11 protein-coding genes and 1 tRNA gene are annotated in these 14,541 nt (G+C 65.2%); 5 read left to right on the top strand and 7 right to left on the bottom strand.

All coding sequences use genetic code 11. The features are described from left to right. The first annotated feature begins 7 nt into the window (after positions 1–7). A complete protein-coding gene (locus tag L8G49_RS04130) occupies positions 8–1,711 on the top strand; it encodes a glycoside hydrolase family 43 protein (RefSeq protein WP_242182618.1) in 1,704 nt (567 codons plus the stop codon). A 116-nt stretch (positions 1,712–1,827) separates the two neighbouring features. After that, complete coding sequence (locus L8G49_RS04125) at positions 1,828–3,213, top strand: DUF2142 domain-containing protein (RefSeq protein WP_242182616.1); 1,386 nt, start codon at positions 1,828–1,830, stop codon at positions 3,211–3,213. 97 nt (positions 3,214–3,310) lie between these two features. Here L8G49_RS04125 and xylA read toward each other — a convergent pair whose 3' ends face one another. From xylA to cysS, 4 genes are all read right to left on the bottom strand, one after another. After that, positions 3,311–4,621, bottom strand: coding sequence for a xylose isomerase (gene xylA, locus L8G49_RS04120; RefSeq protein WP_242182614.1), 1,311 nt, complete (start codon positions 4,619–4,621; stop codon positions 3,311–3,313). Between the two features lie 20 nt (positions 4,622–4,641). Beyond that, the gene (gene xylB, locus L8G49_RS04115; protein ID WP_242182612.1) at positions 4,642–6,096 is read right to left on the bottom strand and encodes a xylulokinase; all 1,455 of its coding nucleotides are present in this window, start codon (positions 6,094–6,096) and stop codon (positions 4,642–4,644) included. 8 nt (positions 6,097–6,104) lie between these two features. Continuing rightward, complete coding sequence (locus L8G49_RS04110; protein ID WP_242182610.1) at positions 6,105–7,202, bottom strand: glycoside hydrolase family 43 protein; 1,098 nt, start codon at positions 7,200–7,202, stop codon at positions 6,105–6,107. A 221-nt stretch (positions 7,203–7,423) separates the two neighbouring features. Next, positions 7,424–8,866, bottom strand: a complete 1,443-nt coding sequence (gene cysS / locus L8G49_RS04105; protein WP_242182608.1) for a cysteine--tRNA ligase — start codon at positions 8,864–8,866, stop codon at positions 7,424–7,426. A gap of 153 nt (positions 8,867–9,019) precedes the next feature. On the opposite strand from cysS, the gene rpsU reads away from it, so the two are divergent. Both rpsU and L8G49_RS04095 read left to right on the top strand, forming a co-directional pair. After that, positions 9,020–9,226: a 30S ribosomal protein S21 gene (gene rpsU, locus L8G49_RS04100; RefSeq protein ID WP_010162663.1), complete on the top strand. Its 207-nt coding sequence runs from the start codon at positions 9,020–9,022 to the stop codon at positions 9,224–9,226. Positions 9,227–9,309: 83 nt separating this feature from the next. Next, positions 9,310–9,948 carry an FKBP-type peptidyl-prolyl cis-trans isomerase gene (locus L8G49_RS04095; protein WP_242137734.1) on the top strand — a complete coding sequence of 213 codons (639 nt, stop codon included), beginning with the start codon at positions 9,310–9,312 and terminating at the stop codon, positions 9,946–9,948. A 365-nt stretch (positions 9,949–10,313) separates the two neighbouring features. On the opposite strand, the gene lepA is transcribed toward L8G49_RS04095, so the two are convergent. Next, positions 10,314–12,137, bottom strand: a complete 1,824-nt coding sequence (lepA, locus tag L8G49_RS04090; RefSeq protein ID WP_242182606.1) for a translation elongation factor 4 — start codon at positions 12,135–12,137, stop codon at positions 10,314–10,316. Between the two features lie 108 nt (positions 12,138–12,245). Between lepA and L8G49_RS04085 the strand changes: the two genes are divergently transcribed. After that, positions 12,246–12,800: a peroxiredoxin gene (locus L8G49_RS04085; protein ID WP_242182604.1), complete on the top strand. Its 555-nt coding sequence runs from the start codon at positions 12,246–12,248 to the stop codon at positions 12,798–12,800. 189 nt (positions 12,801–12,989) lie between these two features. Here L8G49_RS04085 and L8G49_RS04080 read toward each other — a convergent pair. Next, a tRNA-Pro gene (locus tag L8G49_RS04080) sits at positions 12,990–13,066 on the bottom strand. An 86-nt stretch (positions 13,067–13,152) separates the two neighbouring features. Further along, positions 13,153–14,448, bottom strand: coding sequence for an FAD-dependent oxidoreductase (locus L8G49_RS04075; protein ID WP_242182602.1), 1,296 nt, complete (start codon positions 14,446–14,448; stop codon positions 13,153–13,155). Between the last annotated feature and the right edge of the window lie 93 nt (positions 14,449–14,541).

Below are 14,541 nucleotides of genomic sequence, written 5' to 3'. Positions count from 1 at the left end.
GCGCGCCATGTCCCGACCGATTTCGACGACGGCCCGCATCGTCCGGATGATGCTAGCGGCAGGTCGTTACAGCGCCATGGCAGTCGGCGCACTGGCGCTGGTCACGGGCGCGGCGCAGGCGGCGGGCCCGGCACGGTTCGCCTGGGTGTCCTACAGCGGCAGCGATGGCGCGACGGTTCCTGCTGGAAGCTATCGCAATCCGATTCTCGCAGGCTATCATCCCGACCCGAGCATCGTCCGGGTGGGTGCCGATTATTACCTCGTCAATTCGACCTTCTCCTGGTTCCCCGGCATCCCGGTTTTCCACAGCCGCGATCTCGTCCACTGGCGCCAGATCGGCAATGCGATCGACCGGCCCGGTCAGCTCGACTTCACCGGGCGTGCGATGTCGGAGGGGGTGTTTGCCCCCGCGATCAATTACCACGCCGGGCGCTTCTTCATCGTCAATACCTGCGTCAAATGCGGCGGCAACTTCGTGATTACCGCGACCAACCCGGCGGGACCATGGTCCGATCCCGTGTTCCTGCCGAGCGTGGAGGGGATCGATCCGTCGCTATACTTCGATACCGATGGCAAGGCGTGGCTGGTCAACAACCGCGCGCCGGTCGGCGGATCCAAATACGACGGTCACCGCGCGCTGTGGATCGAACAGTTCGATCCGGTCGCGCTCAGGATGCTCGGGCATCCCAGGATGATCGTCGACGGCGGGGTCGATCTCGCGGCCAAGCCGGTGTGGATCGAGGGACCGCATATCTATCGCATCGAGGGCGCTTATTATCTGCTCGCGGCGGAAGGGGGCACCAGCGTCAACCACAGCGAGGTCGTGTTCCGCGCAAAGTCGGTCGAGGGGCCGTATGTCCCCGCGCCGCGGGACATCAACCCGGTGCTGACCCAGCGCGATCAGCCGGCCGGCCGGCCCAATCCCGTCAGTGCGACGGGCCATGCCGATCTGGTCCAGCTACCCGACGGGCACTGGTGGGCGGTGTTCCTCGGCACGCGGCCATACACGCGGGACTATTACAATATCGGGCGCGAGACCTTCCTGCTGCCGGTCGACTGGTCTTCGGGGTGGCCGGTGATCCTGCCCAAGGGCCAAGGCGTTCCGCGCGTGGCGCGCGCGCCGTTGCCCTCGATGCCGAGGGCGTCGACCCCGCTGACCGGGAGCTATTCGGTCCGCACCGACTTCACCGGGCCACAGCTGGATCGCGAGTGGATGACGATGCGCGGCGCGCCGTATCGGCTCGGGGGTGGCGATCTGTTGCTCGATCCGCTGGCGGATGGGATCGGCGATTTCGGCAAGCCCGCGTTCGTCGCGCGGCGGCAGGAACATGCGATCGCGCGCGTTTCGACCGAAGTCCGCTTCACGCCAGGCGAGGGCGAGATGGCGGGGCTCGCCGCAGTGCAGAACGACGCTTATTTCCTGACGATTGCGTTGACCCGGCACGACGGCAAGACCTTCGTCCGCGCCGCCCGCCGCGCGGGCAAGAGCGATCCGCGGACCGGCATGACCGTGGCGGAGCGTGCGGTCGCGGTCAGCGGGCCGGTGCGGTTCCGCATTTCGGCGCGCGGCGGACAGTACGACTTGGCCTATGCGACCGGAAAAACATGGGTGACGTTGGCACCGGACGTCGACGCGACCAACCTCAGCACCGACAAGGCGGGCGGGTTCGTGGGCACGATGATCGGCCCGTTCGCGCAAGGGGCGCGGTAGCAGCCGAGGGCATCGGATCCAAACGGGCTCCCCCCCAGGAACATTTTGACCGAGTTTTATAATGCGTTGGTTGTGCTACCCATCGCCCATCTTGCGGATGGGACGTCGGGGGACAGATGCGTTTAACGGAGAAATCGGCCTGGGGGCTCGATCGGATTTACCTGCTGTGCTGCATTCCCGTCATTCTCGCGCTGGCCTACATATTGCCTCCCTTCCAGGCGCCGGATGAGGCCGCCCATTTCTACCGATCGATCCAGTTGTCCCATGGGGACATCAGACCGGTACTGGTGGATAATATCTATCGCCAAGGGGCAGGCGGGCTCGTGGACGCGGACGCCGTGGCCCTGGTCAAAACCTACTGCGCTTTCCCGAACTGGCGCTGTCCGATCATGGTCCGGCCAAGCCTGTCCGACCTGCTGAAGCGCTCGGCGATGCGCAATGCTCGTCAGCTAACGTCTTTCAGCAATACCGTCGTGTATTTGCCGATCGCGCATCTGGCACCGGCGTTGGGCATCGCCGCCGCGCGCTCCTTTGGTTTTTCGCCGATGGCCTGGCTCTACGCCGGGCGGATCGCCAACGGGGCGTTGGCGGTCGGTATCACGTGGTTGGCACTGGGCCTGCTGGGCGGAAACCGAGCGACGCTTGTGGTCTTTGCCGTAGCTACCGTGCCGATGGTTGTTTCCGTGATGCCGACGCTCAGTGCCGACGCGGCCGTCCTGAGCGGCAGTTTTCTGTTGTTAGCGCTGTGTGTCCGGATGTTTGACGATCGGCGTTGGCACTGGTGGCTTTGGCCGTTGCTCGTCTTCGCGGTTTCAGCGGCCGCGGCGGCGAAGCTGGCTTACCTGCCACTGGCCTTCATTCCCGTCGGGTCGGCGTTGGCGGCACGCCGAAGCACGATGTTCATCGTTGCGACGCTCGCCATTGCAGCAGTGGCGATCGCCGCAACGCTTGCCTGGTCCCTGACGATAAACGACTATGTCTTTCCGATCTCGCAGGATCCGGATGTCATTCCCAAAATGCAGATCGCATTCATCCGGCACCATCCTCTGGCAACACTTGCGGTGATGGGTAAATCGATGTTCCATGTCGCGCCCTACGCGCTCAAGACCATGCTCGGGAACAGCCTCTCCGACCTCAAAGTGCATGTCCCCTTCTGGTATTTGCTGGCGTCGATGGTGGCGCTCGCCAGTGCTGTCTTGTCGTTTGGGGCCTATCGTTTGCCGATGCTGTTTCGCGCTTTCGTCGGGATCGTGGTGACTGGCTGTGCCACGGCGACATTTCTCTTTCTGTACATCCAGAACAGCCCGGTCGCAGGGGTTGACGTCGCAGGGTATCAAGGACGGTATCTGCTGCCGATACTTCCCTTCGTTGCGCTCATCATACCGTATAACCGGGTTTCTATCATGGTAGCTGAGCCGCCCGCGAGGGCTTTGACTGCCGTTTGCGGTGTTGTGTCCGTTTGGGCGATCACAGTGTTTCTCGCGTTGCGAACCTGGGGCTAGAACAGGCGTGGCAGCGCGCTGCATCTGAAACGCAGGCAAAAAAAGGGGCGCGGCACGATGTGCCTGCGCCCCAGTATCCATCACGGGATCGTTGCGATCAGAGGAAGCGGTTGATCAGATTCTCGATCCGCTCCTGACGGCCTGAACGCGGCTGCGGGTCGATATTCTGCTCGACCGCGAGATCCGCGATCCCCGCCAGGTCGAGCGACCCGACCTTCTGGCCGAACTCGGCATCCCAACCGGCGTACCGCTCGGTCTTGACTGCATCGAGACGACCGTCCTCGATCAGCGCCGCTGCATTGAGCAGGCCCTTGGCGACGACGTCGATCGCGCCGACATGGCCGTGGAACAGGTCGACCGCGTCCATCGACTGGCGGCGGACCTTAGCGTCGAAGTTGAACCCGCCGGTGGTGAAGCCGCCCGCGCGGATGATTTCGAGATTGGCGAGCGTCAGTTCCTCGACCGAATTGGGGAACTGGTCGGTATCCCAGCCATTCTGCGGATCGCCGCGGTTCGCGTCGATCGAGCCGAAGATGCCGAGCGCCGCAGCGGTCGCGATCTCATGCTCGAAGGTGTGGCTGGCGAGGGTCGCGTGGTTCGCCTCGATGTTGACCTTCACTTCATTCTCGAGGCCGTAGCGCTTGAGGAAGCCGTACACCGTCGCGGTGTCGAAATCATATTGGTGCTTGGTCGGCTCGAACGGCTTCGGCTCGATCAGGATCGTGCCGGTGAAGCCGATCTTGTGCTTATGCTCGACGACGAGCGACAGGAAGCGCCCGAGATTGTCGAGCTCGCGCTTCATGTCGGTGTTGAGCAGCGTCTCATAGCCCTCGCGACCGCCCCACAGCACGTAGTTCGCGCCACCCAGGCGATGCGTCGCCTCGAGCGCGTCGCGGACCTGCATCGCGCCGAACGCGAACACTTCCGGGTTCGGATTGGTAGCACCACCGGCGGCGAAGCGCGGATGGCTGAACAGGTTGGCGGTGCCCCACAACAGCTTGCGGCCCGACGAAGCCTGCAGCTTCTCGAGATGATCGACCGCCTCGGCGAAGTTGCGGCGATGCTCGGTGATGTTGGCGGCATCCGCCATCACGTCGACATCGTGGAACGCATAGAAGGGGATGTCGAGCTTGGTGAAGAAGTCGAATGCGACTTCGCGCTTCTGCGCGGCGGCGGCTGCATCGTTGGCACCGGCATGCCACGGGCGGTTGAACGTGCCGCCACCGAACACGTCCGACCCCGGCCAGCAGAAGGTGTGCCAGAAGCAGGCGGCGAAGCGCAGATGGTCTTCCATCCGCTTGCCCATGACGACCCGGTCCTTGTCGTAATAGCGATAGGCGAGCTCGTCGTCGGTCTCGGGGCCCTTGAAGGCGATCTGGGGGATGTCGGCAAAGAAATCATTGGCCATTGGGGCGCTCCTTCGAAAAGTCAGTTGGATGCGGTGAGGGGGGCGATGCGGGTGTAGGCGGCGCGGAACGCAGCCTTCTTGGGCGCAAGCCGTGCGGTCAATTCCGCATCGGGCGCAATCCGGTGCGAAACGGGTGGGGCGACGCAGACTTCAGCCGGGGTCCCGCCGTCGACCGCAATCTGCGCAAGCCGGGCCGCGCCGAGGGCGGGGCCGACTTCGCCACCCTGGAGATACACCAGCGGCACCTCCATCGCGGCGGCAAGCGTCTCGCCCCAATAGCGCGAGCGTGCGCCGCCACCGATGACCGCGAGTTCGGCGACTTGCGTTCCGGCTTCGCGCAGCACGTCGAGCCCGTCCGCGAGCGCGAAGGCGACGCCTTCGAGCACCGCCTGCGCGAGCCGGTTGGGGTCGGTGTCATTGTCTAGCCCGAAGAACGCGCCGCGGACCTGCGCGTCATTGTGCGGCGTGCGTTCGCCCGAGAGATAGGGGAGGAAAATCTCGGGACCGTTCGCAGGCCCCGCCGCTTCGGCGCGCTGGAACAGCTCGGAGGCGCCGCTCGCGCCGGTCAGGCGGGCGACCCAATCGATGCACGAGGCGGCGCTGAGGTGGACCGCCATCTGATGCCACATGTCGGGCAGGCAATGCGCGAACGCATGGACCGCGCGCGCCGGGTTGGGCCGGAATGCGTCATTGGCGACGAAGATCACGCCCGAGGTGCCGAGCGACAGCAACGCCTTGCCGTCGGTGACGACGCCGACGCCTGCAGCACCGCCGGCATTGTCGCCAGCGCCACCCGCGACCGGAACCTGCGCCATGCCCCATGCCTCGGCGATATCGGCGCGGAGCGTTCCCGCGACGTCGGTGCCCTCGACCAGCCGCGGCATCTGCGCCTCGGTCAGCCCGCAAGCCGCGAGCAACGTCTCGCTCCAGCGGCGGCCTGCGACGTCGAGCCACAAAGTGCCCGCCGAATCCGACATGTCGGACGCCTTCTCGCCGGTCATCCGGAGCCGGACATAGTCCTTGGGCAACAGCACGGTCGCGACCTGCGCGAAGATCTCGGGCTCGTGCCGACGGACCCATTCGAGCTTGGGCGCGGTGAAGCCCGGCATCACAATGTTGCCGCCAACCGTGCGGAAATCGCCCGTCGTCGCTTCCAGCGCGGCGCATTCGGCGAAGGAACGTCCGTCGTTCCACAGGATCGCGGGGCGCAAGGGTTTGTCGTCCGCGCCGAGCAGGGTCGCGCCGTGCATCTGCCCGGCAAGCCCGATCCCGCGCACCGCACGGCGAACCTCCGGGTCGATCGCGAGGACCGCGGCGGTCGTCGCCTTCCACCAGTCCTCGGGGTCCTGCTCGGACCACAAAGGCTGGGGCCGCTGGACGGAGAGCGCGGCGACGCCCTGGCCGACGACCACGCCATGCGTGTCGAGGACGACGGCCTTGACGCCCGACGTGCCGATATCGATTCCCAAGAACATCGGCTGCCTTATTTGACCAACGGATCGATCGTCTGGATCGTCCCGTCATTGTTGAAATGGAGTTCGGTCACCTTGACGTTGCGCAGGTGATTCTTGTTGCTCAACTGCGTGTCCGCATAGAACAGCCACCATTTGCCGCCGGTCTGGATGATCGAATGATGCGTCGTCCAACCCTGCACCGGCAGCAGGAAATGCCCGCGATAGGTGAATGGGCCATAGGGGTTGGTCCCGGTCGCATAGTTGAGGAAATGCGTGTCGCCGGTCGAGTAGGTGTAATAATATTGCCCGCCGCGCTTGAACATCCACGACGCCTCGAAGAAGCGCTTCTCATGATCGCCGCCGAGGATCGGCTTGCCGTTTGCGTCGAGGATCACCGCGTCGCGCGGCGTCTCGGCGAGGCTTTTCATGTCGGGGTTCATCCGCGCGACCTTGCCGGTCAGCGCGGGCTGCCCGTCCTGCAGCAGATCGGTGTCGCTGCCGTTCGGATCGAACGTCCCGTTCTTCCAGCGCTGAAGCTGCCCGCCCCAGATCCCGCCGAAATACATGTAGCTCTTGCCGTCTGCGTCGGTGAATACCGCCGGATCCATCGAGAACGCGCCGGCGATCGGCTTGGGGTCGGCCTTGAACGGGCCCATCGGGTTCTTCGAGGTCGCCACGCCGATCATGAACTTGCCGAGGCCGTTCTTGTCCTTGGTCTTGTCGCGCGCCGGGAAGTACAGATAGTAGGTGCCGTTCTTGTACGCGGCGTCGGGGGCCCACATCTGCTGCGACGCCCAGGGAACCTGCTTCACGTCGAGCGCGACCGGGCCGACCGTGACGGGTGCGCCGATCCGGTCCATCTTCAGGACGCGATAGTCGTGCATGGCATATTCGTTGCCGAGGTCGTCGTCAGCAATTGCGGTCGGGACGTCGTGGCTGGGGTAGACGTAGATCTTGCCGGCGAAGACGTGGGCCGACGGGTCGGCCGTGTAGATCGACTTCACCAGCGGTTGCGACAGGAAGCGCTTGGCGTCCGCGGGTTTGTCTTGCGCGACCAGCGCGGTCGTCGCGGCGAGGCCAATGCCCGCCATGCCGCATAGTGCGGCGATATACATGCCCTTCGTCATCCTGCTTCTCCCGAATCCCGCGCTCGTTGTCGCGTGTTCCAGGCAAAGTTAGCGCTACCAGACGTGTTCCACAAGTGCATTCGTGGGGGGATCCGACGGGGTTGGTGCAGGTTCGGCTGGTGTGGTGCCGACGGTCCTGCACCCCGCGGAACGGAGAATGGCCGAGCCGCTGGTTCATCCCGGAACGAGGGTTCGTGGTAGGCGAGCCGGCGGCAGACGCCTTATGCCGCCCCCAGCTTCCAGTCCCACCCCAGCGCATCGCCGTCCATCACCTCAACGCCGGCCGCCGCAAGCGCATCGCGGATCGCATCCGACGCCGCGAAATCCTTGTCGACCCGCGCCTGCTTGCGTTCCGCGATCCGCGCTTCGATCGTTGCCGCGTCGATCGTCGCTTCCACCGGGCGCACTCGCATCTCGGACCGGGTCAGGTCCGCCAGCCGCAGCCCCAGCACGGCATCGAAATCCCCGATCGCGCCAGTCCGCACCGCCGGCGACAGCTTCTTGTCCGCGATCATCTCGTCGAGCACCGTCAGCGCGCGCGGCGTGTTGAGATCGTCCGCCACCGCTTCCTCGAGCCGCGCGAGATAGGGTTCGGCGTTGCCCTTGAGTGTTCCGTCGTCGCGCGCGCGCAGGGCGTCGAGCGCGATCACCAGCCGCTTCAGCCGGGTGAGGGCGGCGGCGAGGTTCTCCCAGGTGAACTCGAGCTCGCTGCGATAGTGCGCCTGCAGGCACATCAGCCGGTAGGCGAGGGGGTGGAAGCCTGCATCGACCAACGTCTGCAAGCGGAGGAATTCGCCACTCGACTTCGACATCTTGCCCCCGCGATCCACGAGGAAGTTGTTGTGCATCCAGATTCGCGCACCGGTATCCTCGCACGAACAGAACGCCTGGTTCTGCGCGATCTCATTGGGGTGGTGGATCTCGCGGTGGTCGATCCCGCCGGTATGGATGTCGAACGGATGCCCGAGGTGCTGGAGGCTCATCACCGAACATTCGAGATGCCAGCCGGGCGCGCCCTTGCCCCATGGCGAATCCCATTCCATCTGGCGCTGCTCGCCCGGTGGCGACCGCCGCCAGATCGCGAAATCGGCGGCGTTGCGCTTGCCCGACACCGGGTCGATCCGGCTTTCGCCCCGGCTTTCATCGAGATCCGTCGTCGCCCGCGCGAGCGCGCCATAATGCGGCACTTTGCTGGTGTCGAAATACAGGCCGCCTTCGATCAGGTAGCAGTCCTTCTCGATCGTTCTGGCGAAGTCGATCATCTGCGGGATATGGTCGGTCGCGACGGTCCATTCGGCCGGCGGCTCGATGTTGAGCCGTGCGACATCGTCCTTGAACGCCGCCGTATAATGCGCGGCGATGTCCCAGATCGACTTGGCCTGCGCGGCGGCGGCCTTTTCCATCTTGTCGTCGCCCGCATCCGCGTCGCTGGTCAGGTGGCCGACGTCGGTGATGTTGATGACGTGCTTGGTCGGCCAGCCCTTCCACCGAATCACCCGCCCCAGCGTGTCCGCGAAGAGGAACGCGCGCATGTTGCCGATGTGCTGATAGTTATAGACGGTCGGGCCGCAGGTGTAGATCCGCACCACGCGCGGGTCGATCGGCGCGAACGGCTCTAGCGTTCGCGTCAGGCTGTTATAGAGCGTAAGGGGTGTTCCGGTCATGGTGTTCGCTTAGCGAGCGCAGGGCCGGCAAGTCACGTAAAAGCTGCGCCACGGGTTGAAACTTACAACCCACCCGTGTAGGGCGCACGCCTTGCGACGCGGACCTGATGTCCGCGGCGGCGCTTTTCTATCGATTCGGAGCTGTTCGGGTTTATGCAAATCATCGTTCGCGACAACAATGTCGACCAGGCGCTGCGCGCGCTCAAGAAGAAGCTGCAGCGCGAAGGCGTGTATCGCGAAATGAAGTTGCGCCGTCATTACGAGAAGCCGAGCGAGAAGCGTGCGCGCGAGCGCGCTGCTGCCGTTCGCCGCGCGCGCAAGCTCGAGCGCAAGCGCATGGAGCGTGACGGCGCACGGTAAGATCCGTGTTCCGGGCGGGCCAGTCTGGCCCGCTGCTATCCTGACTTGCCGATCCTGAACCGACCGCCCACCCGGGAGCTCCCATGTCGATCACCGCCGTTCCGCTGAAGCCCGTCAAGCGGCGTGTCTTGGTGTATCTGTGGGCCGGCATCGCGGTGGCCGCGGTCGGCGCTGGGGCGCTGGCGATGCAGACTCCGGTCGATCCGTCGGCGACGTTCCTTGCGCACAATGCGCAGAACAAGGGCGTCAAGCAGACTCCGTCGGGCCTGCAATATCAGGTGCTGACACCGGGCACGGGTACGCCGCCGACCGACCAGGACGTCGCGCTCGTCAATTACGAGGGCAAGTTCGTCGACGGCACGACCTTCGACAAGAGCCAGCGTCCGTTCCCGGTGCCGCTCGGCGAGCATGCGGTCGTTCCCGGTTTCGAGGAAGCGCTGTCGCTGATCCCCAAGGGCGGCAAGTATCGGGTTTGGATCAAGCCTAGCCTTGCTTATGGCGATACCGCGCGTCCGGGGATGCCGGCGCACTCGACGCTCGTCTTCGATATCGAGATGCTCGATTTCCTGTCGAAGGCGGCGGTCCAGCAGCTCCAGCAACAGCAGCAGATGCAGCAGCAGATGATGCAGGGCGGCGGCGCGCCGGGCGGGATGCCGCCGGGCGGCGTCCCCGGTGGAGCGCCTGCGGGCGGCCCGAACGGAGCACCGCCGCAGGGCAACTGATCGCTTCGCAGATGTAAGAATACCCAGGACCCCGGCGCGATGCGTCGGGGTCTTGGCGTTTCGGGGCTGGTGCCCTTGGAGCGAAATGACCCTTGCCCGGGACGTCCTATCCGTCCGTTTCGAGCGGGGTCAAAGGCCGACGCAGCTAAAATGAAGCAGTCGAGCGCAAGGGGCCGGTTTGCTGCAAGAGCTCTACCGGCACGCAGCCCGCTTGCGCCGGTGTCCTACACCGCGCCTCTCTGATAGGGTCCCCGGGCTCTTTGACAGCCCTGGAACACATAGCGACGGCACAGCGGAACAGCGCCCGGATGCCGCGCGATTCCGCCTAACTTTCCCCTAACCTTCCGATCGTCTGGGAAGGCCGTTCAGTTCTCGTCGCCCATCCGCAGCGCGGCGATGAACGCCTCCTGCGGGATGCTGACCGAGCCATATTCGCGCATCTTGAGCTTGCCCTTCTTTTGCTTGTCGAGCAGCTTGCGCTTGCGGCTGGCGTCGCCGCCATAGCATTTCGCGGTCACGTCCTTGCGCATCGCGCTGATCGTCTCGCGCGCGATCACCTTGCCGCCGATCGCCGCCTGGATCGGAATCTTGAACAGATGCCGCGGGATGAGGTCCTTCAACCGCTCGACCATCCCGCGCCCGCGCACTTCGGCGGTGCCGCGGTGGACGATCATCGACAGTGCATCGACCGGCTCCTCGTTGACGAGGATGCTCATCTTGACGAGGTCGCCTTCGCGATAGCCGATCTGATGATAATCGAAGCTGGCATAACCCTTCGACATCGACTTCAGCCGGTCGTAGAAATCGAACACCACTTCGTTGAGCGGCAGTTCGTAGGTCGCCTGCGCGCGGCCGCCGACATAGGTCAGGTTCTTCTGGATGCCGCGGCGATCCTGGCACAGCTTGAGCACGCTGCCGAGATATTCGTCGGGGACGTAGATCGTCGCCTCGATCCACGGCTCGCTGATCGTCGCGATCTTGTTGGGCTCGGGCATGTCGGCGGGGTTGTGCAACTCGATTTGCGTCGTGCCCGCAGGATCGGGGTGAGTCAGCTCGATCTCGTACACCACCGACGGCGCAGTCGTGATCAGGTCGAGGTCGTATTCGCGCGTCAGGCGCTCCTGGATGATCTCCAGATGCAGCAGCCCCAGGAACCCGCAGCGGAAGCCGAAGCCGAGCGCCGCCGAGGTCTCCATCTCGAACGAGAAGCTCGCATCGTTCAGCCGCAGCTTGCTGATGCTCTCGCGCAGCTTCTCGAACTCGGCGGCGTCGACCGGGAAGAGGCCGCAGAACACCACCGGCTGGACTTCCTTGAAGCCCGCCAACGCTTCGAGCGCGGGGCGCTTCGCATCGGTGATCGTGTCGCCGACGCGAGTCTGCGCGACCTCTTTGATCTGCGCGGTGATGAAGCCCATCTCGCCCGTGCCGAGTTCGGTCAACTGCTCGATCTTGGGGCGGAAACACCCGACCCGGTCGACCAGATGCATCGTGCCGGTCTGCATGAACTTGATCTGCTGGCCCTTCTTCAGGACGCCGTCGATCACGCGGACAAGGATGACGACGCCGAGATACGGATCGTACCAGCTGTCGACCAGCATCGCCTTCAGCGGTGCCTCGGGATCGCCCTTGGGCGGCGGAATCTTCGTGACGATCGCCTCGAGGATGTCCTCGATGCCGATCCCCGACTTCGCCGACGCGAGCACCGCGCCGGACGCGTCGATGCCGATCACGTCCTCGATTTCCTTGCGGACCTTTTCAGGTTCGGCGGCGGGGAGATCGATCTTGTTGATGACCGGCACGATCTCGTGGTCATGCTCGATCGACTGGTAGACGTTGGCCAGCGTCTGCGCCTCGACGCCCTGCGCCGCATCGACCACGAGCAGCGCGCCCTCGCACGCGGCGAGGCTGCGGCTCACCTCATAGGCGAAGTCGACATGCCCCGGCGTGTCCATCAGGTTGAGGACGTAATCGAGACCGTCCTTGGCCTTGTAGGCGAGGCGCACGGTCTGCGCCTTGATCGTGATCCCGCGCTCTTTCTCGATGTCCATGTTGTCGAGCACCTGCTCGGACATTTCGCGCGCGGTGAGGCCGCCGGTCTGCTGGATCAGGCGGTCGGCGAGCGTCGACTTGCCGTGGTCGATATGCGCGATGATCGAAAAGTTGCGGATGCGGTCGAGCGGGGTGGTCATGCTCGTGGCGATAGCATGCACGGGCCCCAACGCAACATCAGCGATTCGTCGCTGGCGGAACAAAAGGGGGCAGGCTAGGCTTCGCAAAAGTTCATCAGGAGAAGTCGCATGAAGCTCGCCCGTCCGTATGCCGCAGTCGCCCTCGCCCTGACGGCGACCGTCGCCTTCGCCATGCCCGCCCAAGCCGCGCTCAAGGTCGGCGCGAAGGCCCCCGACTTCACCACCCAGGGCGCGCTCGGCGGCAAGCCGTTCACCTTCTCGCTCGCGTCGGCGCTCAAGAAGGGGCCGGTCGTGGTATACTTCTTCCCGGCGGCCTTTACCGCGGGGTGCACGATCGAGGCGCACAAGTTCGCCGAGGCCGCGGCTGACTTCAAGAAGGCGGGCGCGACGCTGGTCGGGCTGACCGCGGGTGGGATCGACAAGATCGATGCCTTCTCGAAGGAAGAATGCCGCAGCGCCTTCCCGGTCGCTGCCGCGACCCCGCCGATGATCACCAACTATGACGTGTCCTATGCGGCGGGCTCGAAGATCACGAGCCGCACGTCCTATGTCATCGCGCCGACCGGCGAGGTGATCTACGAGCTCACCCAGAACAACCCGGTCGGCCATGTCGAGGGGACGCTCCAGGCGGTTCGCGACTGGCGCGCGAAGCACAAGGGCTGAGGTTTCACAGCAAAGTTCTACCACCCCGGCGAAGGCCGGGGCCCAGTAGCGAAGGTCGAGGTAAGGTAGCGCAGCGCCCGTTGGCAAACGCCCGCTACTGGGCCCCGGCCTTCGCCGGGAAGGTGTAAAAGGAAGAAAAGACTTTCGGGGATCACGCCTCGAGCCGCCAGGGCGAAGCTATCGCTGCAATGGTCGGGGCGATAGGATTCGAACCTACGACCCCTGGACCCCGAGACCAGTGCGCTACCAGACTGCGCCACGCCCCGACACATTGCAGGGGCGAGCGGTTAGCCGGGCGGCGGGCTGCGATCAAGCGAAAAGTGGCGGTTGGCGATGATCGCTGCGCCGAACGCTAGGCACGCGCGGCGAGCATCTCGGCGATCGTCGCGAATTTCTCGCGCGGCGCGCCCGTTCTCGCCCGGGTGATTTCGGCGGCTTCGATCTTCTGCCAGTCGCGGAAGGTGACGATATCGACGCCGCGCTGATCGAGCAGCGCATCGAGCCCGGCACGACCCGGCTTGCCGCTACCGGCTGCGATGTCCGCCGCGATGAACTCGGCGATCGCGAAGCCGTCCGGGCGGTTGGTCCCGATCGTACCCGTGGGGCCGCGCCGTGCCCAGCCGACCGCATAGAGCCCTGGCGCGATGCGTCCGTCGACATTGGCGAAGCGGCCGAGCGCATCGTCATAGGGCACGCCCGCGATCGGGGGGGTGCGATAACCGATGCAGCTCACCACCAGCGTTGCGGGGATGGCATATTCCTCGCCGGTATCGACAACGCGACCCGTCGGATCGATTCGCGTGCGGGCGACGATGACCCGCTCTGCGCTGGCGTCGCCTTCGATCCGGACCGGGCGGGCGAAGAAATCGAACACGATCCGCACCGGCTTGTCATCGTGCACGGCTGCGAAGTCGCGCAAATAGGCGACGGATTTGCGCAGCCCTGGTTCGAGCTCGGCATCCGCCGCGATCGGTGGAAGGTCGGCAGGGTCGACCAGCGGGACGGCCCGGGTCAGATGCGCCAGCTCGCCGAGTTCCTTGGGTGTCATCGCGATCTGGTGCGGGCCGCGCCGCGCAAGCAAGGTCACGGTCGCATGTTCGGCCGCCCGCAGCCGGTCGAGCGCATGGCCGACGATATCCGACCCACCGAATTCGGCCTCGGTCTTGGCGAGGATCCGCGCGACGTCGAGCGCGACGTTGCCCGCGCCGACGACAACGGCGTCCAGTCCGTGGACGGGGGGATCGAGCTGCGCGAAATCAGGGTGGCCGTTGTACCAGCCGACGAACGCCGCCGAGCCGATCACGCCCGGCAGGTCGTCCCCCGGCACCCCGAGCGGCTTGTCCGCCGGCGCGCCGGTCGCAAGCACGACCGCATCGTAAAGGTCGAGCAGTTCCGGGATCGCGACATCGTCGCCGACCGATACATTGCCGACGAACCGCACGGTATCGCTCAACGCGACCGCTTCGTAGCGCCGCGCGACGCCCTTGATCGATTGATGATCCGGGGCGACGCCGGTGCGGATCAGGCCATAAGGCACCGGCAGCCGATCCAGGATGTCGACCCGGCAGTCGCTGCCGAACGCCTTCTGGCACGCCTCGGCGGTATAATATCCGGCCGGTCCCGAACCGATGATCGCGATGTGGCGCATGTCGTTCGTTCTCCTGTCGGTCGATCGTAGCCGCATGCCGCAGCGGGGCAAGCGATGAAGCCCGGCCGCAGCGATCTGCCGACCGCGAAGGGC

This window comes from Sphingomonas sp. CARO-RG-8B-R24-01, assembly GCF_022662295.1.
Taxonomy (GTDB): Bacteria; Pseudomonadota; Alphaproteobacteria; order Sphingomonadales; family Sphingomonadaceae; genus Sphingomonas.
The sequence above is the reverse complement of the archived record's forward strand: the minus strand, read 5'-3'. Positions and strand labels throughout refer to the sequence as shown.

Bases quoted from the DNA above. Each gene is read 5' to 3' on its own strand.
- L8G49_RS04085 (WP_242182604.1), top strand. From the start codon at position 12,246: ATGAAGCTCGCCCGTCCGTATGCCGCAGTCGCCCTCGCCCTGACGGCG.
- xylB (WP_242182612.1), bottom strand. From the start codon at position 6,096: ATGTTCTTGGGAATCGATATCGGCACGTCGGGCGTCAAGGCCGTCGTC.
- L8G49_RS04095 (WP_242137734.1), top strand. From the start codon at position 9,310: ATGTCGATCACCGCCGTTCCGCTGAAGCCCGTCAAGCGGCGTGTCTTG.
- L8G49_RS04130 (WP_242182618.1), top strand. From the start codon at position 8: ATGTCCCGACCGATTTCGACGACGGCCCGCATCGTCCGGATGATGCTA.
- L8G49_RS04125 (WP_242182616.1), top strand. From the start codon at position 1,828: ATGCGTTTAACGGAGAAATCGGCCTGGGGGCTCGATCGGATTTACCTG.
- lepA (WP_242182606.1), bottom strand. From the start codon at position 12,137: ATGACCACCCCGCTCGACCGCATCCGCAACTTTTCGATCATCGCGCAT.
- L8G49_RS04075 (WP_242182602.1), bottom strand. From the start codon at position 14,448: ATGCGCCACATCGCGATCATCGGTTCGGGACCGGCCGGATATTATACC.
- rpsU (WP_010162663.1), top strand. From the start codon at position 9,020: ATGCAAATCATCGTTCGCGACAACAATGTCGACCAGGCGCTGCGCGCG.
- cysS (WP_242182608.1), bottom strand. From the start codon at position 8,866: ATGACCGGAACACCCCTTACGCTCTATAACAGCCTGACGCGAACGCTA.
- xylA (WP_242182614.1), bottom strand. From the start codon at position 4,621: ATGGCCAATGATTTCTTTGCCGACATCCCCCAGATCGCCTTCAAGGGC.
- L8G49_RS04110 (WP_242182610.1), bottom strand. From the start codon at position 7,202: ATGACGAAGGGCATGTATATCGCCGCACTATGCGGCATGGCGGGCATT.